Genomic DNA, 22,555 nt, shown 5'->3' with positions numbered 1-22,555 from the left:
CATTCTATACAGTCGATTCCACAAAGTCAATCATACATGCACATATCTTCTTGCAAATTTTAAAAAAAGAAGGTTTGACTTTCTCCAGCCAGCAGGTTACTATGATTTCAATAGGAAACACTGTTACCAACTAACAAGCTAATATTGCTTTGGGCACTACGTTTAAAGTAATTTTTTTCGCACAATCGGTAACATCGTTTCCTAACGAATACATCGTTTTAATAGGAGGAGTAATTTTATGAATATTCAAGGAAAATGGTCGCTAGTCACAGGTGCCTCTTCCGGCATTGGCGAACAATTTGCAATACAGCTGGCTAAACAAGGAAGCCATCTGGTTCTCGTAGCCAGATCTAAGAACAAACTCGATGACTTGGCAGCGGAACTCGAAAGAAGCTATAACATCAAAGTCAAAGTCATAGCTATGGATCTTACGGAAGCAAGTGCACCAAGCGAATTGTTCCAGCAATGCCAGCTGTTGAAACTTGAGATTGAGCTGCTGGTCAATAATGCCGGATTTGCCACTCATGGGAGGTTCGAGCAAATCTCAGGCCAGCGGCAGCATGAGGAGATTATGTTGAATGTTGCTGCCGTCGTAAATATGACTCATTTATTCTTGCCGGATATGCTGCGCAGAAGCTCTGGTACTGTGATCAATGTATCGTCCACCGCAGGATTTCAGCCGCTCCCCTATATGGCTGTGTATGGGGCAACCAAAGCTTTTGTCTTGTCCTTTACAGACGCATTATGGTGGGAGAATCGTGACCGTGGAGTCCAGTTCTTTGCACTTTGCCCCGGTTCTACAGATACAGCTTTCTTCACCGTCGTGGGGACAGAGGATGCTTCAGTCGGGAAGAAAGCAACTCCACAGCAGGTAGTTGAGACTGCGCTGCGCTCACTCGCGAAAAAGAAGATATACACTGTTCCAGGCTCGCAAAATTACCTCGGAGCACAGTTGTCCAGATTCGTTACCCGAAAGCAGAGTCTGCGGATTGTTGGAAACATGCTTGCCCCAAAATAGCGTATAATGAACAAAATAGAAAATCCACAAAAAGGGGATAGGATACATGATATTGAGCATGAATTGGATTACGCTCAGGGTGCGGGATCTGGAGGCATCCCTTAATTTTTATCACAGCATTCTGGGACTTCCGATTGACCGCAGATTTGAGAGCAGAGGAAGACAGATTGTTATGTTAGGCACGGAGGGGCAGCCCAAGATCGAGCTTATTCAGGGAAGCGACCCGGCTCTGAAGCCGGAATGCGGTGTGTCCATTGGGTTCGAGGTGGCGTCACTGGATGAGGCAATAGAGAGTTTCAAAAGCCAGGGTATCCCGGTAGCGCGTGGTCCGATCACGCCGAATCCACGCATATCGTTCTTTTATGTACTGGATCCGGACGGTTTCGAGGTACAGATTGCAGAGCACAGCTAAGCCTGTGTTTTCGTCTTTTCCCTATGGAGCAGAAGCAATAAAGCTGCACCCCGTCACAAGATTCATAAATTACCCGAAACGGGGCACGGCATTCGACAAATTTGCTTCAGTGTCCTGCTAGGGTGTTAGTTAACTTTGGTAAACAACCACTTCTGAGCATCAGTTCCATTGTCGGTCCATTGCTGGACCACTGCCCCATCTGCCGTAGAAGATCCGGATACGTCTATGGCCAATCCGCTCACTTTGGAAACAAGTTTGAAGTACCCACCTCCCGCATCCACGATTCTCCACCGCTGGGCATTGGAACCATTATCATCCCATTGCTGAAGCTGTACACCGGTGGAAGTACTTGAGTTTGGGACATCCAATACTTTTCCGCTATGCACTGCTGTAAGCTTGTAGTATCCGTCACCCGTACTCTCTACCTTGAATTTCTGGTTATTGGCAGTGTAATTGGTCCATTGCTGCATTTTAGCTCCACTTGCTGTGGAAACGTCCACTACATCCAGCGCCTTGCCGCTCGCCTTGTTTGTTAAGGTATAAATACTGCCGCTTTCGATGTTTGGCGAAGTGGACGCCTGATACACGCGTACATAATCAACCAGCATTTGTGCCGGGAATGGAGTTGAATTGTCGGGACTGCCCGGCCAATTTCCGCCCACGGCAAGATTGAGCAGTATAAAGAATGGCTTCTGGTATTCTTCCGTATTTCCAGTTCCGTTCTCAATATAGAAGGCATTATATTGGTTGCCGTCTACAAACCACTTAATATAATTTGCATCCCACTCAATGCTGTAGACATGGTACTGGGAAAAATCCAGATTGCCGGATACCTGTCCATACTCAGCATGTCCATTGGCATCCCAATGCACTGTGCCATTAACAAAGGCATTATTGTTTACACGTTCCATAATGTCGATTTCCCCGCACTGAGGCCAATGCGCCAAATCGATGTTCGTTCCAAGCATCCAAAATGCCGGCCATATCCCCTGCCCTGAGGGCAACTTGATTCTCGCTTCGATTTTTCCATAGGTAAAACTTTTTAATCCTTGTGTCTTTATCCTTGCAGAGGTGTAATTCTTTCCGCCATAGGATTCTTTTAGTGCAGTAATGACGAGATTCCCCCCGGTAACTTTCAAGTTCTGCGCACGGTTGGTGTAGTACTGCAGTTCATTGTTTCCCCCGCCATCGCCGTTAACTTCGGCAGACCAATTGCCAGTATTCAGAGAATTCCCGTCGAATTCGTCGCTCCATACCTGATTCCAGTTAGAAGCTGCATTTGAATGCCCAGCGGGTACTAAAGAAATCAAGAGTGTGAACAGAAGTAATAGAACCAGAACTTTTCCCCTTCTCAACATCATCTTTCCCTCCTCTTAAAATGAAAGTTTTAATAGGACGCAGGAAAACAGACGGTAACAGTCTACCCTTGATCAGCCCAGTAATATCACCTCACTTATTTTCTCTTATTTCAATGCACGGCGCGCGCTCCGCACATTTGAAACCCGGAATAGCCAGAGCATAAATAAGCGTTTTCCACACTGTATAGGTGCTGACACCTTTGGAGGGGGGGAGTCGAATCGGCTCAGACTATTGTTATTCCAACCGGTTTCGTATAATCGTATATAAACGCCTGTTGTCTTCGTTACAGGGGTAGTTTCACAGGAAAATATGTAAGCGCAAACATTTTGTATAAATCCATTATAAACCGGTTTCGGTTCATTAATCTACCTAAATTTTGTCCAATTTTCAAAAAAATAGTGGATATAATGTAGGAGCTCGCACAACTTAGTAGCCTTAATGCTGAGACATCTTCACAATCCGGCGATAATAAACAATAGTGAGCACAGCGAACAGAAAATAGATGAGCGTATATACCGACATGGCAATAGCTGCCGGGAAGGTGAGGTTAGATAAAGACAGCGCAGAAGCCGCTTTTACGGCGAAGATGGAATGCAAAAGCCCGATCGCAAGCGGTATCGCGAATACAAACATCTGCTTGCGGATAATGCCGCCCATGATCTCACGCTCTCCGAATCCGAGCTGCCACAGAATCGTATAGCTATCCCTCTCCTGCTCCGCCTCTGTCATTTGCTTGAAATACAGAATACTGCCCGTGGAGATCAGGAAGATCAGGCCGAGAAAACCTGCTATGAAAATGATCAGCCCGAATTTCCGGAGCGACCCTTTATAAAAGCTATCGAAATCGGGATTGCCTCCCTCTTCCTTGACATATTTCGCATAGATACCAGCTGCCGCTGCACGCTCATTCTTATCCGCAATTTGGTAAGTGTCGATCACAATCGCTTCATATGCAGGCGAAGATGGCATTTGCTCACGAATAGCCCTTATCGAGGCCAGCGGCATCACAAGCTGATGGCCGTGTAAGCTGAAATTCATGGCATAGCGATCATTTCCCCGTGTTAATTGTATGTTGGCGTGAACCCCACTTGCCCCGAAATCAACAACTTGTGGAAAAGTAACCGGAAACGGCTGCTTGCTTAGCGCCTTCTTGAGACCAGTGTACCAGACGGCCTCCCCCTGTCCTGGGACAATAATGTCTGCACCGCTTGCCTGCAATTGTTCTGCCGCGAGCAACAACAGGCTGCGTCCGTCCCCTTGCCCTTTACCGATCGTCCCAGGCAGCCGGACAGCCTCAACCGGTCGATGAGCAAACGCAATTCCGTCCTTCTCCAGTTCAACACGAAATGACTTCGCAGCCCGCTCATTATTGGCAAAGATAAAGTCGTAAGGCAGCATTGCTCTAGACTCACTCTCCGCCGAATAGTACAGCGAATAAGAGATGGCTACCATCGTCAGCGTCATCGCAGATAGAATGGTAATCAGAGTGAGCGAGTTCGCATTCCCCTTCATGCGATGCATGATCGGGGCTAGCGACAAACTGTTTTTTAGCCCAAGCTGTCCATCCTTCCCCTTTCGTATCCGGAAGAACAGCCAGCCTATCGTCACACGAAACAGCAAATAGGTCCCAAGTATGGTCGAGGCAAGAATCACAAGCACCTGCTGGAACAGATTCTGGCCGAGGGTTTGGCTGGAGAGCAGATAGCCTGTAACGATCAGTCCAATACCAAGCAGCCCCATCAAAGCGGACAGAACAGTCTTCGGCTCTCGCGGATAATCGCCCTGCTTGTCCGCCTTGAATAGATCGAGCAGCGTTGAGCGGTAAACCTTGAACAGCATTTGTACCATGGTAAGGCCGATAAGCACAGTAAATACGATGACGGTCTGCAAGGCGGCTCCACTCGAGAAAGAGAGGGTTACAACGCTTTCTATACCGATCAGTTTCATCAGAATAAGCATAAAAATCCGCGCCACAAGCGCTCCCCCAACTATTCCGATCAGGAGCGCCCCCATCCCCAGCAGCGCACTCTCCGTGATGAGCAACCTTGCTACCGCGCTGTGCGTCAGCCCCACCAGCTGATACAGCCCGATTTCCTTGCTGCGGCGTTTCAGAAAAATGCTGTTCGCGTAGATCATGAATACATCCACAATCGTGAGCACCAAAATTCCGGCCACATCAAACACCAAAGTAAATGGAATATCGCCGAATGATGCTGCCATTACCGATGAGTCATTCTGCAATGTGGCAAACACGAAATAAAGGGCTGTACTGAAAATTAGTGCAAAATAATATAAGTAGTAATTTTTAATATTTTTCCGCACACCACGGATAATCAACTCAAACAGTGTCAATATGATCACCCCCGAGCACGGCCTGCACATTCAATATATCTTTGAAGAAAGCTTGCCGTGTCTTGCTGCCACGGTACAATTCGGAATACAGCATTCCGTCCTTCAAAAACACTACGCGGCTGCAATAGCTCGAGGCCACAGGATCATGAGTCACCATCATAATGGTAATATTGTGCTGCCCGTTAAGCTCCTCCAGCATTCCCAATAGAGAGGAGGCCGCCTTCGAATCCAAAGCACCAGTCGGCTCATCCGCAAATACGATGGAGGGCCGGTGGATTAATGCGCGTGCAGCTGACGTCCGTTGCCGCTGCCCCCCGGAAATTTCATTCGGATATTTATGGGCAATCTCCCCGATGCCAAGATCTGCAGCCATGGCCTGAAAATCAGCCTCCACCGCTGCTTTCTTCATCTTATCGAGGGAAAGGGGCAGCAGGATATTCTCTTTTACCGTCAACGTATCAAGTAAGTTGTAATCCTGAAAGATGAAGCCCAGCTTCCTGCGCCGAAAAGCAGACAATTCGGTGTTTTTCATAATCGAGACATCCGTATCTTCGACGAGAATTTTGCCTTCCGTCGCTTTATCAATGGTCGCCAACACTTTGATCAAAGTCGACTTCCCCGACCCGGACGGCCCCATGATTCCGACAAACTCACCTTCCACTACACGCAGGTTGATGCCCTTCAGCACCTGCTGAACATTTCCCCTGACACCAAATGATTTACGGACTTCCTGCGCATGCAGTACGGTTCTCAGCCCATTGTTTTGATTCATCTCCATAGCCTCCACTCTGATATAACCTTCATTTTAGAGAAACAGGCCATGCCCGTCGCCCGTATCAGATGACAAGCAGGAGGTTCTACGTGACAATATTATCATATTGAAGTCCGGACAGATTCGAACGCATTGATCGCGGTGAAGGTCATCTGCATGGCCGTTCCTGATTGGGGCTCCGACTCTACCGTTAACCTAATCCCGATTTTGTCGGCAACAGTTTGAGCTAAATAGAGCCCCAGTCCAGTTGCCGCATTTTGCAGTCTGCCGTTCCCTCCGGTGAAGCCTTTATCGAAAATACGCGGCAAGTCATGTGCGGCGATGCCCGGTCCTTCATCTCTAATCGTCAGTCTGACAGGCCCATCCTCAGTGGCTGTAGTAGACAGCACAATCATTCCGCCGTCCGGGCTATATTTAACCGCATTCGTCAATATTTGCCTAATAATAAAACGGCACCATTTGCGGTCCGTTCTAACTAAAGTCTCTTCGCCTTCAAACTCAACAGCTATATTTTTCTCCATACACCAGGAGCTAAGCTCACGTACTTCCAGTGCAGCAAGCCGCTGAATTCCCGTCTGTTCCAACACATAATCAGCTTCAAGTGTCGGCAAACGCGAAATGTATAATTGCTGGTCGATGAGTAAATGAATCCGCAGCCATTCCGATTCGATTTTACGCATCGCCGGATGGTCTCTGTTGGTATCGATGGTTAATTTCACTGCAGTCAGCGGCGTCTTTACCTCATGCACCCAGGCAGCGATATAATCCTGCTCCATAGATCGGGCAGAATGGCTCTTCGATATTTTATGCCAGTACCAGTGGTCCACTGCCCGTAAGAGCTGGTTCGTCGCTTCCTCCTGATACAAATAAGTTGACGGCAAGGTTTCAACCCAATCCTCATGGATCCCTTCAGCCAGTTCAACCAGCGCTCGCGGATACCTCGTTTCTTTGCGAAAACGCCACCCAAGGAAAACGATCATCGCCAGAATTAGCAGCAGGTTTAAATAGAGCATCGAATTGCCCCGGATGGAAATACCATTATCGATCCAGATCAGCAAATCTACAAATAACAATGAGAGCAGGAAGAACACAATCCAGCTTTTCCTGTCATACAGATAGCGGAGGAATAAACGTTTCCCGCTCATAACGTACACGCCATATATCCAAGCCCTTTTTTTGTTACAATTGCTTCTTCCAGTTGGAAAAGCGCCAGCTTTTGACGCAGCCGCGTTATGTTCGCTGTCAGCGTATTGTCGTTGACGAAGGTCTCATCATCCCACAGCTTGCGGATCAGATCCTGGCGTAAAATCACTTTATCCTTCTCCTTGACGAGCACCACCAGAATAAAAAATTCGTTCTTGGTCAATAACACGTCCTGCCCATCCTTGCGGATCAGGCCACGCTTCATATCAATAATGGTGCCGTTCCATTCGATAAGGTCATCAGCTTCCTCTCTGTAAGCATAGGTCCGGCGGAGAATCGCTTGTATTTGCGCGAGCAGCACGTCTATATGAAACGGCTTTTGAATATAATCGTCCGCCCCCATATTCATCGCCATCACCATATCCAGCGGATGATCGCGCGAAGATAGAAAGAGAATCGGCACTTTTGACACTGCCCGAATCTCCCGGCACCAGTGAAAACCATCATACATTGGAAGTTGTATATCTATGATGACCAGCTGGGGCTGCACTTTAATGTAGGTGCTCATCACATCATCAAATCGCTCCGGTCCCGTGACATGAAACGACCACTGCTCCAATCGTTCCTTTAAGGAAGCAAAAATGGCCTCATCATCTTCGATAATAAATATATTAAAATCCATATCGGCGAACTCCCTTCCGGCTGTTGCTCCTTCATCATACCATTCCGTGCTTCCATACAAAAAGGGGAGGCAAATGAATCGCCCCCCACTGTAATGAACTTATTACGGAAGCAGCATCGTGAACAGCAAAGCCGCCAGTTCCTGCTTGTTCAACGCCCGCTGAGAGCCGTAATCGAACATGCCGTTCGACTCGGTCACCTCCGGTCCATGCAGCTTCCAGATGACCGCAGAGCTGACAGCATCGGCAGCCCATTTCGACGTGCCCGGTGCAAGGACAGCCGTGGAATCCGGCACCCTAATTCCCGTTACAGTAAGCAAGCGGCAGACGATAGCCGCAGCTTCTTCGCGAAGAATCGGACGGTCCGGTTCGAACAATCCGCTCCCCGTTCCATTCAGCATACCAGCCTCGACAGCGGCTTGAATATCCTTTCGGTAGGGAGAATTTTCAGTATCCTTGAATGCGGACGGTTTTGAAGATTCAGGGATACTCCATATCGCGTTAAAAGTATGGATGAACGCTCCACGGGTGACCGTTTGCGTAGGCTCAAATGGCTGTGACAAATCATCCGTTAAGAAGCCCAGTGACTTTAAGCTAAGAATGTAGCTTGCATACGGATGATCGGCCGATACATCCGGGAATTCGGCTGGATCCTCCGGTATTTTGGCCGCATAGCTGAATAAATTAGAGTATTTCATATAGAGGATACGGCCCTCGGCATCCGCCTTGAAGGCTAGAGGATTCCCCTCCTCATCAACGAACAGCAGCTCGCCGGTCTGCTTCAACTGGTGACGGCTGAGCATATCGCTCACCCTTAGAGTGCCATCTCCTGCCACTTCGACTTTGGTCAGTAGTTTAATCCGCAAATCGGAGTACAGGCCTTCAAACTTGGCAAGATCTTCCGCGGACTGTACCTTGAAACCCTTCGCTTCATACGGCGATTTGCCACTCGCATAATAATGATTCATAAAAGCGGTAAACAGATCATTACGCAAATCCTGATTCGTATTGTAAGAAACGAAAACACCCGTTTTACGGTCAGGTAGAATCCACAGCAGCGAACTATAGCCCAGAATGTCGCCACCTTTGGAGATCACTGTTTCACCCTTCATTTTGGCCGGAAGCACGGGCGATTCAAAGCCATATGTCATATCCGGCAAATCCGGATGGATGGCTATCTGGTAAGCCGACATCGCCTTCACCGATTCAGGTGACAGGATAACCGTACCGTCCGCCGCACGGCCATCATTCAGAAAAGCTTTCATGAACAATGCCATATCGGAGGCGGTCGATAACATGCTGCCCTCCGGCCATTCACCCGGCGAAAAACCATACACCGGAATAGCATTGCCCTCCGCATCATAAGAAGTTACAAGCCGGCGGGTCAAATCTTTGGTCATGCTAAAGCTGCTTGAAGTCATACCGAGCGGCTTAAACAGATGTTTTTGCACATAACTCCCGAAGGATTCTCCACTTACCTTCTGCACAATGTATCCTTGCAGCCTGGAAGCAAAATTATCGTACATATAGGACGTTCCCGGCTTGCGAACAACAGGTGGGAACACATCGTAGATGCTTTCTTTTAATGAAATAGGTTTCTGGGAAGGGTCAAATAAATAGCTGGCATCCGTAGGTTCGCGTACTTCAAAACCGGTCGTATGCGTCAACAGATGCTCTATCGTTACCGGTGTATCGAAGGGATTTGTTACTTTGTAACCATCCAGGTACTTTTCAATGTTGTCCTGAAGCGAAATTTTCCCTTGATCGACAAGTTGCATAATAGCTGCGGCTGTAAATACTTTAGAAACGGAGCCGATCCGGAAGGTACCCAGGTTAGCATCAACCCGTGCCTTCGACGTTTTGTCAGCTACGCCGTAACCTTTGGAGACGAGCACCTTCCCGTCTTGAACAACAGAGACCGCAGCCGATCCGGCTTTTTGCTTGATGGCATCCCGGGCAAAAAATGCGTCAAGAAACGCCTCAACTTCCTTCGCATCACGGGGCCCGTTCTTTAAATCTCCCGGGGCAGCGCTGCTGAGTGCGGCAACTTGTTGGACCGAGGCTAAATGATCTGATGGCTCAGACGGCTGAGCATACGCGCTTGCTTCACCGGCAAGAGTCAACATCAGCAGAGCGGCCAGCATGCCGGACGTGCGGCGGGTTTTGTTATTCTTATTCTTACTCAACGAAAATCCTCTCCTTGCTTCCCTTAAATTTGGGCTTAACCCAAGTCAGATCGAACAGGCAGTTCCAACCAACACATTAATTGTATGGTTAAGCGCAAATCCTGTCGTTCGATCCAGGTGATAAGCAGGAGGGGGTTTGTTACATTGTTGTCACTTTGGGAATCACTTTCTAGTTTTCTTGGAAAATATCCTTAGCCACCTGTATCGCAGTTGCGGCGCGCGGCCACCCCGCGTAAAAAGCGAGATGAGTTATCGCTTCGATCAATTCTTCCTCGGATAGACCGTTCTCCCGGGCCAGACGGATATGAAAGGGCAACTGCTCTGTAAGTCCACCAGCGACTAACGCCGATACCGTAAGGAGACTGCGTTCCCGAAGCGATAATTGCTCTCTCCGCCATACCTCCTCGAAGAACACTTCTTCCGAATAGCGGGCAAACGCTGGGGCAATCTCCCCAAAGGTTTCAAGGGCTTTCGATGCAATTTTACGATGCTTCATTCCAATCCCCTCCTTTCCTTCTATGGACGTTCAATCATTTGTGCGATGCCACTACCAAACGTCCAGTCCTCAAATTCCGTATCGACCAGCACGACGAAGACGTCTTCTTTCCTGATGTGGAGGGTGTTCGACAACAGTTGAGCCAACTTGCTGTAAAAACTCTTTTTTTGCTCCGTGCTTCTTCCGGATTTGAGCGTGATTTGAATAAAGAGCAGTCCATCCGTTCGCTCTATGTTCAAGTAATTCGGACTATAGTAAAACTCACTTGCTTTGTGTGCATGGAATACTTGAAAAAAATCATCCTCAGGTACGTTAAAATGCTCAACTAGAGCACTCATGATATCACGGCTAATATTGGGTAATTGCTCCGCATCGTATTTATTTTCCAAGTAACTTACCCTGACGAATGGCATGTTCACTTCACTCCTTTAGCGATTTATCCTTATTGTACTCCCCATCACTTATTCTGTATAATTGAATTAAATGATATAAAAATTCAATTTATCCGATGGAGATATAGACTATGGACTTAAAGGAACTCACTACATTTCAGACTATCCTTCAAGAAGGAAACTTCTCCAAAGCCGCTGCAAAACTGAACTACGCACAATCTACGATTACGAACCAGGTTCAGCGGCTGGAGAAGGAACTGGGCATCAAGCTTTTCAAACGAGGCTGGGATTCAGAGCTTACCGCTGCCGGGCAAATAGTTGCAACAGAGATCGACAAGCTGATTCAACATTGGAACTATGTAGCAGAACAGGCCAAAGCTTTGCAAAAAGAGGAGATCGGCACTCTAAGTATCGGAGGACTGGAATCATTAACAGAACAGGTACTGCCAAACTCGCTGAAGCGGTTCCGAGACTATAAGCCCAATGTATCCTGCCACTTCGTAATCGGGAACACAGCCTCTCTGTCCCGTTCACTGCTTCAGAATGTATTGGACTTTGCCATATGCGGAGAACCTGCCGAAGCGGCTTCGTTTCACTTTGAGCCACTGTACAACGAGCGTATCTCTTTCATCGCAGTGGACAACCACCCGTTGGTAGGGAGAGACGGAATCCCTTTTGAAGAATTACTGGGTTATCCAATCATATCCGGGGGAACTACCTGTTTATATTATTCGCGGTTATCGAAGCAATTTTCCCGTTACACTGAAACTCCTTTTCTGTATACAGTAAGTCAAATCTCAGCCATTGCAGGGTTCGTCCGGCAAATCCCTTCCTCCATAGGAGCCGTTCTCGATTCTACGCCATTACCGCCAAATGTTGTGAGAATCCAAGTTGAACTGAAGGATTCCGCCATTCCGGTCGGCCTGCTGCAAGCACGCAATGATGAGTATATCTCCTCTTCCAAGAAGCTTTTGATGCAATATATAAAAGAAGAACTGGAGCATGATCGACGCCGAAATTAAACGCAAAAAAACACGTCAATATTTGACGTGTTTGGTGCGCTTGTCCGATAAGAGCAAGAGCTTTGGAGTCGCTTTGTATGTGCCGACCGCCCTGGTCCAAAGGATGCGGTCTATCTCTGCCCGTAATACCTTAAAGCCGCCGCCCTTAAAAGCGGCTATTGCCTAGAGAGTCGTGTTGACGCACGGCTCTCTCTGCATTGTACGTCTTTTCTATCCAAACTATACCACGATTCAAACCAAATAAAAGCCACTCCGCTACCCGAACAGCAGAAAAAACGGCATCTCTGCCGTTTCTTCTGTGATGGACTCTCAGGGACTCGAACCCTGGACCAATTGATTAAGAGTCAACTGCTCTACCAACTGAGCTAAGAGTCCAAATAGATGTCTAATTATTCGAATTCCACTAGACTGGTATCTTTCAAAAAAAGAAATCATCTTCAAAAGACGCTTTAATATCATATAACTTTATATTGCTTATGTCAAGAAAATAATTACTCGAGTTCTTTCATTATTTTAAAACTACCGGTTTTTGCGGGACAGCACATAGTAGACCGGGAGTCCGGCCAGCGTAATGCCGATACCCACAAGGGAACGCAGCGGATCACTGACAATCGTACTGGCCAGAATATAGATCCCGCCTGCCACCCCTAGGATAGGGGTAACCGGGTAGAGTGGCACACGGTAACGTCCTTTCTCCTGCGGCAGTTTTTTACGCAAGATGAACACACCAAACACACCCATTGTAAAGAAAATCCACAACACAAACACCAGCAAATCCGTCAGCGTATTAAAGGTGCCCGAGAAAATATAGATGACCGCCAGCACACTTTGAAAAATGAGCGCATTGGCTGGAGTCTGGAACTTGGGATGGATGCTTCGGAGTACCCGGGAAAAAGGAATCTGATTCTTCTCCCCCATTGCCTGAGGCACCCGCGCCGCGGTCATTAAATACCCGTTCAGCGCACCAAGTACAGACACGATAATCCCCGCAGTAATGAAAGCCCCGCCGCCGCTGCCAAACAAAGCCTCGGCTGCATCAGCCCCAGGAGTCTGGGAAGAAATGATCTGATCGTAAGGCAGCGCCTTGAAAATTGCAATATTGAACAACACATAAACGGCGATCACGAACATCACACCAATGGAGATGACCTTCGGCAGAGTCTTGGCCGGATCTTTGATTTCTCCTGCCATATTGGTCACGCTGATCCAACCGTCATAGGCCCATAATGTGCCCAGAACCGCCGCCCCAAAGCCTGCACCGGTCGCAGTAGCTCCAATCCCTCCAAAGCCGGGAGCCAAATCCGAGAATAAACCTACTCCTACGATACCTGCAACCGGAATCAGCTTCCCAACAGTCGCAACCGTCTGAATAATACCGCCGAATTTGGTGGCAATGACATTCATGAGGAGAATGAATGCCAGAATGGACACCGCCAGCAGCTTCTGCTGCCAGTGATTGAGCGGCAAAAAGTATCCGGAGTATGTGGCAAACGCTATCGCCAGCGCCGCAACAGAGGCCGGATAGGAGATTACAGCCTGCACCCAACCCAGCAAATAACCGAACACCCCGCCGTACAGTTCACCTAGATAAGTATAGAGCCCTCCTGACTTAGGAATGGCGGCTGCGATTTCCGCCACGCTCAGCGCCGAAGCCAGCGTAATGATTCCTCCAATCCCCCAGGCCAAAATACTCATCCATGGCGTACCGGCATGATTCAGCACAATACCCGGCTTCAGAAAAATCCCCGATCCGATGATCATCCCCACCACAATGGCCAGAGCTTCAATGAATGTTACATTTTTTGTCAGCGGCTTCGTATTCATAGTGAAGTTAAAAGTCCTTCCTGTCACGAAATTATAGATCTCCCGGTTGTATTATATGTATTGGGGAACCGCAGCAGCTTCACCGGTTCATCCGGGTTTACGCGAAAATCACGTATATATAGTTTACGACATAACAGTAAAAAACACATCACGAAACCGCAAGGTGTATAAGGAATTTATCGGGAATTACGTATGCTGATTCTTCTAATAACGGATACGCTAAAGGGTCTAAATATTTGCTTATTTTTTAAGTAATTGTGTGCTAATATATTCTGATGAAACGTCACCAGTCTCCACACCTATTCTGCAGAATCTGAGGGGGCTTCCTAACAATGCATGAGAAAAAGGTTTCTTGGCTAGAGCTTTTTTATGATTTGTTATTTGTAGCTGCTGTTTCCAAAGCTACCCATGTATTACTGCATGTCGAGCATAACAGTATTTCCGTTGAGCATCTGGTGAAATTCATCCTGATTTTCGTTCCGATTTGGTGGGCTTGGGTAGGGCAATCCGTATACATCAACCGATTCGGCCGTGACAGCAATGCGCAACGGCTCTTTATGATCGTGCAGCTGTTTTTTGTTTTGATCATGACCGCTAGTCTTGATGTGGACTTTGATGCGAATTATTTGCCGTTTTTTGTCGGATATATCGGTTTAAGGAGCTTAACCGCCGTCCAGTATGTGCTCTCTTCGCGGACAGAGGCTGCACATAAGCAGAAAACAGCCCGATTCTTAGGAGCCTCCTTTGGGCTGGGGATCGTTATCTCCTGCGTTTCCCTCTTTTTTGACTCCTCAGTACGGTATTTGTTTCTATATGCAGGCATTGCTGTGGACATTATTGTACCTCTGCTCGGACGAAAGATTTTGGTCAAGACGCCTATTCATACTGCGCATTTATTAGAACGATTTGCGTTGTTCACCCTGATTCTGCTTGGTGAGTCGGTAGTCAGCATGCTGTCTGTCCTGCAATCCTATAAATTCACAGGATCTTCTGTTTTATTTGCAGCCCTGGCTTTTTTATTAGTGATAGCCATCTGGTGGCAATACTTCGAGAATGTGGAGAAGCACGTAGACAAATCGAAACAAACAGCAGGACAGAGCCTCATATACGGGCATTTGTTTATTTATTTTTCACTCAGTATGATTGCCGCTTCCATACAACTTCTCTTTATAGATCAATTGGAGTACGTCTTTATGCTTTGTTTTGCCTTTGGCTCTGTGCTGATCTATTATATTTCCGTGATGTTCATACTCTATCAGTACAAATTCAATCATCTTAGACCCAGCTTCACCGTTGTTACTCTGTTAACCGGCATTCTTTGTGCCCTGTTTACCCTGGACCTATTTATAGCGGCCTCTCCACATCTTATATTAGGCGAGTTGATGTTGTTCTTCATCATATTTGCCAAAGCAACGGCTTGAAGTAGGTTATCACTAAACGGCGGTTGAGCGAAAACACAAAGCAGCGAATCTCCAATAACCGGGAGACCCGCTGCTTAGTTCGCCTTCGGATTCTCGGGACGATTTCCGCCAGCCGCTATTTATTTATGTGTCCCTTATACAGATTATCAAATAGGGACTCGGAGCAAATCTCCTCCAGTGAAAAACCGTTTTTCCCTTGCTCTCGCATGTTCTCTGCAAATTGGGCTACCGTATTCAGGGCTCTTGTGCTCTGCACAGGATAATGACCAACCGAGCTCTCAGCTGACAGCATCACGGCATCGCTCCCGTCCATTACGGCCTGAGAGACATCTGTTACCTCTGCGCGCGTCGGAACCGGATGATCGACCATGGATTGCAGCATTTGGGTGGCCGTAATTACATAGGTCTTCGACAGGCTGCACTCGCGAAGAATCGCTTTCTGAATAAAGGGGATACGTTCAAAAGGCAGCTCCACGCCAAGATCTCCGCGCGCAATCATGATTCCCTCGGAGGCCTCCATGATGGATGGAAAGTTACGCACGGCATGAATAGTTTCGATTTTAGAAATAAGGCCAGGTTGACTATATTTCCCCAGTGAAGCTACATACTCTCGAATTTCCTCCAAATGCGACGCCTCACGGATGAAGGAACACGCAATCCAATCCACATGATGCTCCAGCAGAAACTGAAGATCCCGTTTGTCTTTTTCCGTAATGGCCGGCAAGTGAAGTACCGTTCCTGGAAGATTAACGCCTTTTCGGCTGCCGATCATTCCACCGACTATAACCCTTGTAGTGATCCTAGACGGATGCTTGTCCGTCACCTCAAGCTTGACTTCCCCGTCATTGATTAAAATAGTCGCTCCTTGTAAAATATCTTCCATTACACCAGGATTATCGAGCGCTGCGCGTTCCCGGCTCCCCGGTTCATCAGACTGGTCAAGGATAAACGTTTGGCCCTCATCTAAGCGAATCGCGTCCCCTTTTACGTTCTTCAGACGGATTTTCGGTCCCTGCAAGTCACCCATTATCCGTACGGGCTGTCCCGATTCGGCAGCTGCTGCACGCAAAGCTTCGATTACCCGCTCATGCTCTTCATGGCTCCCGTGCGACATATTGAGCCGGGCAGTCGTCATCCCGCTCAGCAGCAATTCCTTGAGAACAGCAGGAGAAGAACTAGCCGGACCTATCGTGCAGATCAAATCAATACTCATGTGAACTCACCTCTCATACTTGATTGGCTTCCCTGTCTTTTCCTTTAGTTTGCATTGTTCGTTTAATCTAACTAAACTATACATGATTGAAACAGTTACCATTCACTTTATGGAAGGGAAGGGGAAACGACCATGAATACGAAACAATTGGACCGGATTCACACAGGAAAGGGCTTCATTGCAGCTTTGGATCAAAGCGGTGGAAGCACGCCTAAAGCACTGCTGCAATACGGTATTCAGGAAGACCGCTATTCCAATGAAGAAGAGATGTTTGAACGGGTTCACGAAATGAGAACACGTATTATCAAGAGCTCAGCGTTTGATTCCAAGCACATTTTGGGTGCTATTCTTTTTGAGAACACGATGGATCGCTTCATTGACGGGCAATTAACCGCCGATTATCTCTGGGAAGAGAAGGGCGTTGTGCCTTTTTTGAAAATCGATCAAGGCCTGGACGAACTTGAAAATGGGGTTCAGCTCATGAAGCCTATTCCCGGATTGGATGACCTCCTGAAGCGCGCAGTGCAGAAAAACATCTTCGGGACCAAGATGCGCTCGCTGATTAAGGAAGCAAATCCCGAAGGCATTCAAAAAGTTGTCGAACAGCAGTTCACCATCGCTAAGCAAATTGCAGGTTATGGTCTGGTGCCGATTATCGAACCGGAAGTGGATATCCACAGCGCAGATAAGGGACAAGCTGAGAAGCTTTTAAAACATGAGCTCTCCACTCAATTATCCGCCCTTGGCAAAGATGTAAAAGTCATGCTAAAACTGTCCATACCAACTGAGGACAATTTCTACAGCGATTTGATTGAAGATCCGCATGTGGTACGGGTCGTGGCTTTGTCTGGAGGCTATTCCCAAGCTGAAGCCAATGACAAGCTGGCACATAACCATGGACTGATCGCCAGCTTCTCCCGCGCTTTATCGCAAGGGCTCAGCGATCAGCTATCGGACGATGAATTCAATGCTTTGCTCGCAAAATCTACAAAGGATATCTACGAAGCCTCCATTACCTGAGGGTGGCTATCGGACACAAAATAAACCCCGGGCTTTTATGCAGCCCGGGGTTCATTTATATGGCAGAGCCGTGATTTACATAGTTTGTTTCGTCGGAACTTTGGCTCGATTATGGTATGGTAGTACCAATTACATACCAAGGAGGATCCATGGATAGCATCCAGTATTTATCCCAGTTTAATCTTCTGAATAATCTGTCCACTGAGGACTTAATGGAGATGGAGGAGATGACTTCCATTACAGCAGTCCCGGCGAATACGTTGATCCAGACACCGTCGACATTTACAGAAGGGTTGTTTTTTGTCAAAAAGGGCAAGGTTCGTCTTTACCAGCTGAGCAGCACCGGCAAGCAATTTACGCTCGATATTCTGAGTGAAGGAAATGTTTTTGGCGAAATGGCCGGCATCTCGCTGGGGACAAGAGAGCTCTTTGTAGACACGCTGGATGATTGCGATATTTGTCTGATGAATAAAGACCGCTTCGAAGGGTTCCTGCTGAGCCGGCCCCGTTTCATGTTGAACCTGATACAGACGTTAAGCAGCCAATTTAATGAAATGGGCAGTCTGATGTTGCAGTTGGCACTTGGGGATTTGCGGTTTAGGCTTGCGCATATTCTGCTGCGTTTGTCCCGCAGATTCGGCTGTGAAGAGCAGGACGGATTATCGAGGATCAACCTGTCCTTATCTCACCAGGAACTCGCCAATATGGTTGGAGCCACCCGTGAGGCAGTAAGCGGCGTCTTGCGGCAATGGAACAGGGACGGCCTGGTCCAGACAGGCTTTAAAACGGTCCGCATCCATCCGGAGCGACTTGAGAAGTTGATATCAGATCGTCTTTAAGCTGTAATCTGCATTACATCCTCCATGCGCTTGCTCAGGGTATTTTAAGGAAAGCAACCCATGAGGAGGTTTTTTTTGATGAACGAAACGGCTTCACTTCCCGCAGATATCCTAAATCGCAAAGGCGCCAAGAAGGCGGCGGATATTCCGCAAAATGTGCTGGAACTCTTAAATCAAGGTTTTATTGAGAGCGTTAATCTGACAGAATGGCTGGCAGTGGATCACCGGGCGTTATTGTCCATTGTGCTGAACACTTCCGGTCTTTCACATGAAGCAGAGGTAATGCTGCCAGCTTTAAATAAGCTTAAAGAAGACAAGCCGATGAAGATGATTCCGGCCATTGCAGCGCAGTGGCATCGCCTGCTGAGCGAGTTGCCTGAGACCGGGCGTGGCCAATTGTTCGCCATGCTGGCGTCACACCGCTCCGACAGCGTCCGTTGTTGGGCGGCTTATGTCGTCGGAGTCACTCCAGATATGGATATTGCCGGTATACTGCAGCATATCCGCCCGTTTGCTGCCGATTCCCATTTTGGAGTGCGTGAGATTGCCTGGATGGCCGTAAGAGCCCACATCTCAGTCAATCTGGAGGCAGCCATCACCCTCTTGGCGAAATGGGTCCGGGACGAGGACGCAAATATCCGCAGATTTGCCGTGGAGTCGACACGTCCCCAAGGCGTCTGGGCAAAACATATACAAGCCTTGAAAGAAAACCCGGCACAGGGGCTTCCGCTCCTTGAACCCCTTCGTTCCGATCCGGTCAAATATGTGCAGGACTCGGTGGCCAATTGGCTGAATGACGCCAGCAAAAGCCAGCCGGATTGGGTGCTGCAGCTATGCTCCGACTGGCTGGAGGGCTCTGACACAAAGGAAACGAAACGTATTACTGAGCGGGCGAAACGGACCCTTACGCGTAAGTAAAGCAGTGACGCAGTTTGCATTTTCTAAAAACAAATCTCTGTATATTCTAATGTTCGAAAATGAGGGATACAACATGGAACCAATATTAAATCATTCATGGATTCTAACCGAAACGGAAGCAATAATATTACAGCAAAAGTTATCCTTAAAAGTTATAAAAGAAGATCAATTTGCTGAAATTCGTTATATCGCTGGAGTAGACGTCGCATATAGTGAACAACGTGACTTGCTGATCGCCGCAGTAGTCATTTTAGAAGCAAACTCATTAAACATAGTAGAATCAGTGGTAGTTGAAGATTCTGTTCAGTTCCCTTATATCCCAGGGCTGTTCTCGTTCAGGGAACTTCCCCCTTTAGTTAAAGCATTTAAGCAGATCAAGACCTCTCCTCAGTTAGTTGTCTGTGATGGTCAGGGGATTGCCCATCCGAGGCGATTTGGTCTGGCCAGTCATTTAGGTGTTCTATTTGATATTCCTACAATTGGTTGTGGAAAAACCAGGTTATTAGGAGAGTATGATGAACCCAATTTAACAAGAGGATCTATTTCACCACTGCAAGATCAAGGAGAGATTATCGGAAATGTTCTTAGAACACAGAATAATGTTAAGCCTATCTTCGTCTCCACTGGTCATCGTATTTCATTAGATACCGCTTGTGAATGGGTTCTACACCTATCACCCGATTATCGTTTGCCAGAGACAACACGTCAGTCAGACCAACTTGTTAAAAAGGCTTTAGCAAGTATCGAATAAACTTTATTCAGGGCGGATTACCGCCCTGAATATGTTATCCTGTCTTCATTTTCTAACCCCTGGTTAACATCAACAAGTTGCTGATTCGGATAGACAGATCTACCTTCTCATTTTCTGTTAACTGTGCACCTACATCATTTATATCGAACTGTTCCAGCTCCTTTGTGATTTCTACAAATTGTTCATTTCCCTTAATATCATATCTAATTAGTAACTCTACAAGCGTAGTTTTAACAACAATATTTTCGCTAAGCGTATTCGTACATTCACGTTCAAAACGCTCCAATACTTTCTCTATCATTTCATTTTTATTTTCCACTTCATTAACAATGATCCCAAAGTAGTTCTTAACTTCTTTCTCCATTTCATGGTAGTACCATCTTGTGTAGGGGCTATAATCTACTGGAATATTATCAATTTCATCTAATACCATATCTCTGCGCTCTAATATGTCCTTATACTCATCTGGAGTTGTTTCAATTTGAAGCTTATGTAAATCTAAAGAATTTAAAGCCTCAACTATTCTTTCTTTTGCTTTAATGAATATTTTTGAATGCGTTAAGCAGATTCTTCCTTCTGAAATATATACAACAGCCTTCTCCATTTCCCCTCTACTTTGTACACCAAAATATGCATCAGCTGTACAGGCAATGGCTTCAGCATTGCTCATCTTCTCGCTTTTATAATCAAAATATATTTCATAAAACGCACCAAATAATGCTTCATAATTTCGTCTCACCTATCTGTCTCCTTTATTCTCACCGTACGGATGATTAATTCGCAAGGTGTAATATCCCCCATTTTGGCAAGGATGTAACTACGGTGAATATTTGGACTTCCGGCCGCTGTTGTCCCCAAATTTCTTGATTCAACCCGCTTTATGCGGTGGAAATCCGGTGACAAAGGCGGTCGCTATCGCTCCTACAGTTCCAAAATTCCCCTCCGTTACTTTTGCCCTTTTGTGTAGTCTTTAAGTTCATTCTATAGAAGGTTAATCTAATACATACAAATTATGATTGATGCATTTTTTATGCTTTCTTTTTTACTGTATTAATAACCTCTAGTATATTAGATCTCAAATCATCAAGCATATTTTTCTCATACTGATAATGGCCATCTATTCCTCTATGAATTATTGCATTCATTACAGGATGATATTCTTTATGTGTTGCATGAATTAAATCCTCAGCAAAATCAACTGCTTGTTTTTCACTGTATTTAAACTCGTTAATTAGTAATGCTACTATAAGAGCATGAGCCTGTGGTTGGTTTAACTCGTCCCTTTGAACAATGGCATTTAGTGCACCAAAACAAAATGCTGCAATAACCTGCCTCTCAAGCTCAGATGTATCTTCAAATCTAATTCCGATGAGTTCAAATAGTTCATTTGAAAAAAGTCTTAGTTCACGTGATACGTGATTTACTTTTAATCCTTCAAATTTATGCTCACTTAAAAAGTCAGTCATTCTCTATCTCCTATCATAAAATATATTAATAAGGGTTTAGTATATGTATAACGTACCTTTGGGCCATCTTCCCATCCATCCACATGGACAGTGCCCGAGTTTGAGAACTTCTAGCATTTCGCTAAAAAACTTTGGACAGCCTTTAAACCCGGCAAACGCACGTTCAATACCTGCATTAAGCAATAACCAACTTAATGTATCACCGAACTCTTCTTTTATATTCCGCTCTTCAACACTATCATAAAGTTTAGCTATGGCTGTTTTATACTGTTGTGACTCTCTTACTGCAGCAACAATTGAATTGAAATTCCTAACACTATATCCTAATTTCCTCATAATAAAATCTGCAAGATTATCCCTACTCTTTGATATTACCTCCTCCCATTCATCTTTTTCGTCAAATTCCTCTGCTTTCTCCCACCCATCAACTTGTTGTACCGAACATAGTAAATCTATTTCTGCTTGTTTACCGCAATTTGTAAACCACTGAATATTCTCAAACTCGTTTAATAACTCTTGACTAACTATTATCTCTTTCATTTAGGATTAAACCCGCTTTCCATCAATATTATTAATAGTTTTCTGTCTGTGAAAGTGGTCCGCTTGGTACGCTTTGCAAAAAAAGACTTACCTCAACTCAAATTCCGAGCGGAGTAAGTCTGCCAGACTAAAATACACTTCTAACGTCCAAATTCCTTCAATAGATTTAGTGCTAAAGGATCGAAGTAATTTTTAATCTTTTCACTCTTGAACATGTTACCTCCATAAATGCTGTGTTGTGACTGTTATCGAAGCGGATCTTTGGAATCATTCTGGCTGGTAGAGAGAATTTACAAACTCACCAAAACTTGAAGATACTAGTTTAATGAATTCTGGTCTCAACTCATTGTCCTCTTCGAAATAATCCATATCACAGAAATAAACTTTCCCTTGATCCTCCTCATTAACAGAAAGACATATTAGACTATCTGCAGGGTCTATTCCAATAGGAATAAAGTTAGGAGGGATTATTGCTCCACCATTATATTTTTTATAATAGTCTTCTAGATTACACTCCGTTTCATTGCTAAGTGGCAGAAATAACATAATAGACGATGTTATTTTTTGATCTCTTGTTTCAAATCTTCTTCGAACTGTCTTACCTCCGTTACGATACATTAAAAAATTCTTATAATCATCTGGCAAGACAAGACTATACGTTTCTTCAAAAGTTATAAGTTCTTGATGTTGAATTGGTTTAAACGTTGACTCAAATTCTATGTTCACAAAAC

The 22,555-nt window shown here is 46.0% G+C and carries 22 protein-coding genes and 1 tRNA gene; 8 read left to right on the top strand and 15 right to left on the bottom strand.

The features are described from left to right. Positions 1 to 238 precede the first annotated feature (238 nt). Together H70357_RS11320 and H70357_RS11315 are read left to right on the top strand one after the other, a co-directional pair. Positions 239 to 1,018 carry an SDR family NAD(P)-dependent oxidoreductase gene (locus H70357_RS11320; protein ID WP_038589173.1) on the top strand — a complete coding sequence of 260 codons (780 nt, stop codon included), beginning with the start codon at positions 239 to 241 and terminating at the stop codon, positions 1,016 to 1,018. 46 nt (positions 1,019 to 1,064) lie between these two features. Beyond that, on the top strand, positions 1,065 to 1,430 hold the full coding sequence (locus H70357_RS11315; RefSeq protein ID WP_052091978.1) for a VOC family protein: 366 nt from the start codon (positions 1,065 to 1,067) through the stop codon (positions 1,428 to 1,430). A gap of 125 nt (positions 1,431 to 1,555) precedes the next feature. Here H70357_RS11315 and H70357_RS11310 read toward each other — a convergent pair whose 3' ends face one another. From H70357_RS11310 to H70357_RS11275, 8 genes are all read right to left on the bottom strand, one after another. Next, a complete protein-coding gene (locus H70357_RS11310; RefSeq protein ID WP_038589169.1) occupies positions 1,556 to 2,788 on the bottom strand; it encodes an RICIN domain-containing protein in 1,233 nt (410 codons plus the stop codon). A gap of 436 nt (positions 2,789 to 3,224) precedes the next feature. Further along, a complete protein-coding gene (locus H70357_RS11305) occupies positions 3,225 to 5,150 on the bottom strand; it encodes an FtsX-like permease family protein (protein WP_442950461.1) in 1,926 nt (641 codons plus the stop codon). Beyond that, positions 5,128 to 5,913: an ABC transporter ATP-binding protein gene (locus H70357_RS11300; RefSeq protein ID WP_038589163.1), complete on the bottom strand. Its 786-nt coding sequence runs from the start codon at positions 5,911 to 5,913 to the stop codon at positions 5,128 to 5,130. Before H70357_RS11300 ends, H70357_RS11305 begins: the two co-directional genes overlap by 23 nt. A 101-nt stretch (positions 5,914 to 6,014) precedes the next feature. Continuing rightward, the gene (locus tag H70357_RS11295; protein ID WP_038589159.1) at positions 6,015 to 7,058 is read right to left on the bottom strand and encodes a sensor histidine kinase; all 1,044 of its coding nucleotides are present in this window, start codon (positions 7,056 to 7,058) and stop codon (positions 6,015 to 6,017) included. Next, entirely contained in the window at positions 7,055 to 7,738 is a 684-nt protein-coding gene (locus H70357_RS11290) for a response regulator transcription factor (protein ID WP_038599269.1), read from the bottom strand. Before H70357_RS11290 ends, H70357_RS11295 begins: the two co-directional genes overlap by 4 nt. Before the next feature lie 102 nt (positions 7,739 to 7,840). Further along, positions 7,841 to 9,922: a serine hydrolase domain-containing protein gene (locus tag H70357_RS11285; protein WP_052091977.1), complete on the bottom strand. Its 2,082-nt coding sequence runs from the start codon at positions 9,920 to 9,922 to the stop codon at positions 7,841 to 7,843. A gap of 169 nt (positions 9,923 to 10,091) precedes the next feature. Next, positions 10,092 to 10,418 carry a carboxymuconolactone decarboxylase family protein gene (locus tag H70357_RS11280; RefSeq protein WP_038589155.1) on the bottom strand — a complete coding sequence of 109 codons (327 nt, stop codon included), beginning with the start codon at positions 10,416 to 10,418 and terminating at the stop codon, positions 10,092 to 10,094. A 20-nt stretch (positions 10,419 to 10,438) separates the two neighbouring features. Next, positions 10,439 to 10,831 carry a tautomerase family protein gene (locus H70357_RS11275; RefSeq protein WP_038589151.1) on the bottom strand — a complete coding sequence of 131 codons (393 nt, stop codon included), beginning with the start codon at positions 10,829 to 10,831 and terminating at the stop codon, positions 10,439 to 10,441. 110 nt (positions 10,832 to 10,941) lie between these two features. Here H70357_RS11275 and H70357_RS11270 point away from each other — a divergent pair, with 110 nt between their 5' ends. Then, entirely contained in the window at positions 10,942 to 11,832 is an 891-nt protein-coding gene (locus H70357_RS11270; protein ID WP_038589147.1) for a LysR family transcriptional regulator, read from the top strand. A 302-nt stretch (positions 11,833 to 12,134) separates the two neighbouring features. Here H70357_RS11270 and H70357_RS11265 read toward each other — a convergent pair. Further along, positions 12,135 to 12,207, bottom strand: a tRNA-Lys gene (locus H70357_RS11265). Positions 12,208 to 12,351: 144 nt separating this feature from the next. Beyond that, on the bottom strand, positions 12,352 to 13,683 hold the full coding sequence (locus H70357_RS11260) for an APC family permease (RefSeq protein WP_231578411.1): 1,332 nt from the start codon (positions 13,681 to 13,683) through the stop codon (positions 12,352 to 12,354). Positions 13,684 to 13,988: 305 nt separating this feature from the next. On the opposite strand from H70357_RS11260, the gene H70357_RS11255 reads away from it, so the two are divergent. After that, on the top strand, positions 13,989 to 15,077 hold the full coding sequence (locus H70357_RS11255; protein WP_038589141.1) for a low temperature requirement protein A: 1,089 nt from the start codon (positions 13,989 to 13,991) through the stop codon (positions 15,075 to 15,077). A 115-nt stretch (positions 15,078 to 15,192) separates the two neighbouring features. On the opposite strand, the gene pyk is transcribed toward H70357_RS11255, so the two are convergent. Then, positions 15,193 to 16,290, bottom strand: coding sequence for a pyruvate kinase (gene pyk / locus H70357_RS11250; RefSeq protein ID WP_038589138.1), 1,098 nt, complete (start codon positions 16,288 to 16,290; stop codon positions 15,193 to 15,195). Positions 16,291 to 16,422: 132 nt separating this feature from the next. Between pyk and H70357_RS11245 the strand changes: the two genes are divergently transcribed. The 4 genes from H70357_RS11245 to nfi all read left to right on the top strand — a co-directional run bounded on the left by H70357_RS11245 (position 16,423) and on the right by nfi (position 19,818). Next, the gene (locus H70357_RS11245; protein ID WP_038589135.1) at positions 16,423 to 17,310 is read left to right on the top strand and encodes a fructose bisphosphate aldolase; all 888 of its coding nucleotides are present in this window, start codon (positions 16,423 to 16,425) and stop codon (positions 17,308 to 17,310) included. Positions 17,311 to 17,459: 149 nt separating this feature from the next. Continuing rightward, on the top strand, positions 17,460 to 18,149 hold the full coding sequence (locus tag H70357_RS11240) for a Crp/Fnr family transcriptional regulator (protein WP_038589132.1): 690 nt from the start codon (positions 17,460 to 17,462) through the stop codon (positions 18,147 to 18,149). Positions 18,150 to 18,227: 78 nt separating this feature from the next. Continuing rightward, the gene (locus tag H70357_RS11235; RefSeq protein ID WP_038589130.1) at positions 18,228 to 19,067 is read left to right on the top strand and encodes a DNA alkylation repair protein; all 840 of its coding nucleotides are present in this window, start codon (positions 18,228 to 18,230) and stop codon (positions 19,065 to 19,067) included. 73 nt (positions 19,068 to 19,140) lie between these two features. After that, positions 19,141 to 19,818, top strand: coding sequence for a deoxyribonuclease V (nfi, locus tag H70357_RS11230; protein WP_038589127.1), 678 nt, complete (start codon positions 19,141 to 19,143; stop codon positions 19,816 to 19,818). A 52-nt stretch (positions 19,819 to 19,870) separates the two neighbouring features. On the opposite strand, the gene H70357_RS11225 is transcribed toward nfi, so the two are convergent. From H70357_RS11225 to H70357_RS11210, 4 genes are all read right to left on the bottom strand, one after another. Continuing rightward, the gene (locus H70357_RS11225) at positions 19,871 to 20,557 is read right to left on the bottom strand and encodes an Imm3 family immunity protein (RefSeq protein WP_038589125.1); all 687 of its coding nucleotides are present in this window, start codon (positions 20,555 to 20,557) and stop codon (positions 19,871 to 19,873) included. Positions 20,558 to 20,846: 289 nt separating this feature from the next. Next, positions 20,847 to 21,284: an Imm48 family immunity protein gene (gene imm48 / locus H70357_RS11220; protein WP_038589122.1), complete on the bottom strand. Its 438-nt coding sequence runs from the start codon at positions 21,282 to 21,284 to the stop codon at positions 20,847 to 20,849. 36 nt (positions 21,285 to 21,320) lie between these two features. Beyond that, positions 21,321 to 21,824 (bottom strand): hypothetical protein, encoded by a 504-nt coding sequence (locus tag H70357_RS11215; protein WP_038589120.1) that lies wholly within the window; start codon positions 21,822 to 21,824, stop codon positions 21,321 to 21,323. Positions 21,825 to 22,091: 267 nt separating this feature from the next. Then, entirely contained in the window at positions 22,092 to 22,550 is a 459-nt protein-coding gene (locus H70357_RS11210) for an SMI1/KNR4 family protein (protein ID WP_038599265.1), read from the bottom strand. Between the last annotated feature and the right edge of the window lie 5 nt (positions 22,551 to 22,555).

It is taken from the genome of Paenibacillus sp. FSL H7-0357 (genome assembly GCF_000758525.1).
Classification (GTDB): domain Bacteria; phylum Bacillota; class Bacilli; order Paenibacillales; family Paenibacillaceae; genus Paenibacillus_AQ.
The sequence above is the reverse complement of the archived record's forward strand: the minus strand, read 5'-3'. Positions and strand labels throughout refer to the sequence as shown.

Coding starts and splice junctions, on each gene's coding strand:
- H70357_RS11320 (WP_038589173.1), top strand. CDS start 239: ATGAATATTCAAGGAAAATGGTCGCTAGTCACAGGTGCCTCTTCCGGC.
- H70357_RS11315 (WP_052091978.1), top strand. CDS start 1,065: ATGATATTGAGCATGAATTGGATTACGCTCAGGGTGCGGGATCTGGAG.
- H70357_RS11310 (WP_038589169.1), bottom strand. CDS start 2,788: ATGTTGAGAAGGGGAAAAGTTCTGGTTCTATTACTTCTGTTCACACTC.
- H70357_RS11300 (WP_038589163.1), bottom strand. CDS start 5,913: ATGAATCAAAACAATGGGCTGAGAACCGTACTGCATGCGCAGGAAGTC.
- H70357_RS11295 (WP_038589159.1), bottom strand. CDS start 7,058: ATGAGCGGGAAACGTTTATTCCTCCGCTATCTGTATGACAGGAAAAGC.
- H70357_RS11290 (WP_038599269.1), bottom strand. CDS start 7,738: ATGGATTTTAATATATTTATTATCGAAGATGATGAGGCCATTTTTGCT.
- H70357_RS11280 (WP_038589155.1), bottom strand. CDS start 10,418: ATGAAGCATCGTAAAATTGCATCGAAAGCCCTTGAAACCTTTGGGGAG.
- H70357_RS11275 (WP_038589151.1), bottom strand. CDS start 10,831: ATGCCATTCGTCAGGGTAAGTTACTTGGAAAATAAATACGATGCGGAG.
- H70357_RS11270 (WP_038589147.1), top strand. CDS start 10,942: ATGGACTTAAAGGAACTCACTACATTTCAGACTATCCTTCAAGAAGGA.
- H70357_RS11255 (WP_038589141.1), top strand. CDS start 13,989: ATGCATGAGAAAAAGGTTTCTTGGCTAGAGCTTTTTTATGATTTGTTA.
- pyk (WP_038589138.1), bottom strand. CDS start 16,290: ATGAGTATTGATTTGATCTGCACGATAGGTCCGGCTAGTTCTTCTCCT.
- H70357_RS11245 (WP_038589135.1), top strand. CDS start 16,423: ATGAATACGAAACAATTGGACCGGATTCACACAGGAAAGGGCTTCATT.
- H70357_RS11240 (WP_038589132.1), top strand. CDS start 17,460: ATGGATAGCATCCAGTATTTATCCCAGTTTAATCTTCTGAATAATCTG.
- H70357_RS11235 (WP_038589130.1), top strand. CDS start 18,228: ATGAACGAAACGGCTTCACTTCCCGCAGATATCCTAAATCGCAAAGGC.
- nfi (WP_038589127.1), top strand. CDS start 19,141: ATGGAACCAATATTAAATCATTCATGGATTCTAACCGAAACGGAAGCA.
- imm48 (WP_038589122.1), bottom strand. CDS start 21,284: ATGACTGACTTTTTAAGTGAGCATAAATTTGAAGGATTAAAAGTAAAT.
- H70357_RS11215 (WP_038589120.1), bottom strand. CDS start 21,824: ATGAAAGAGATAATAGTTAGTCAAGAGTTATTAAACGAGTTTGAGAAT.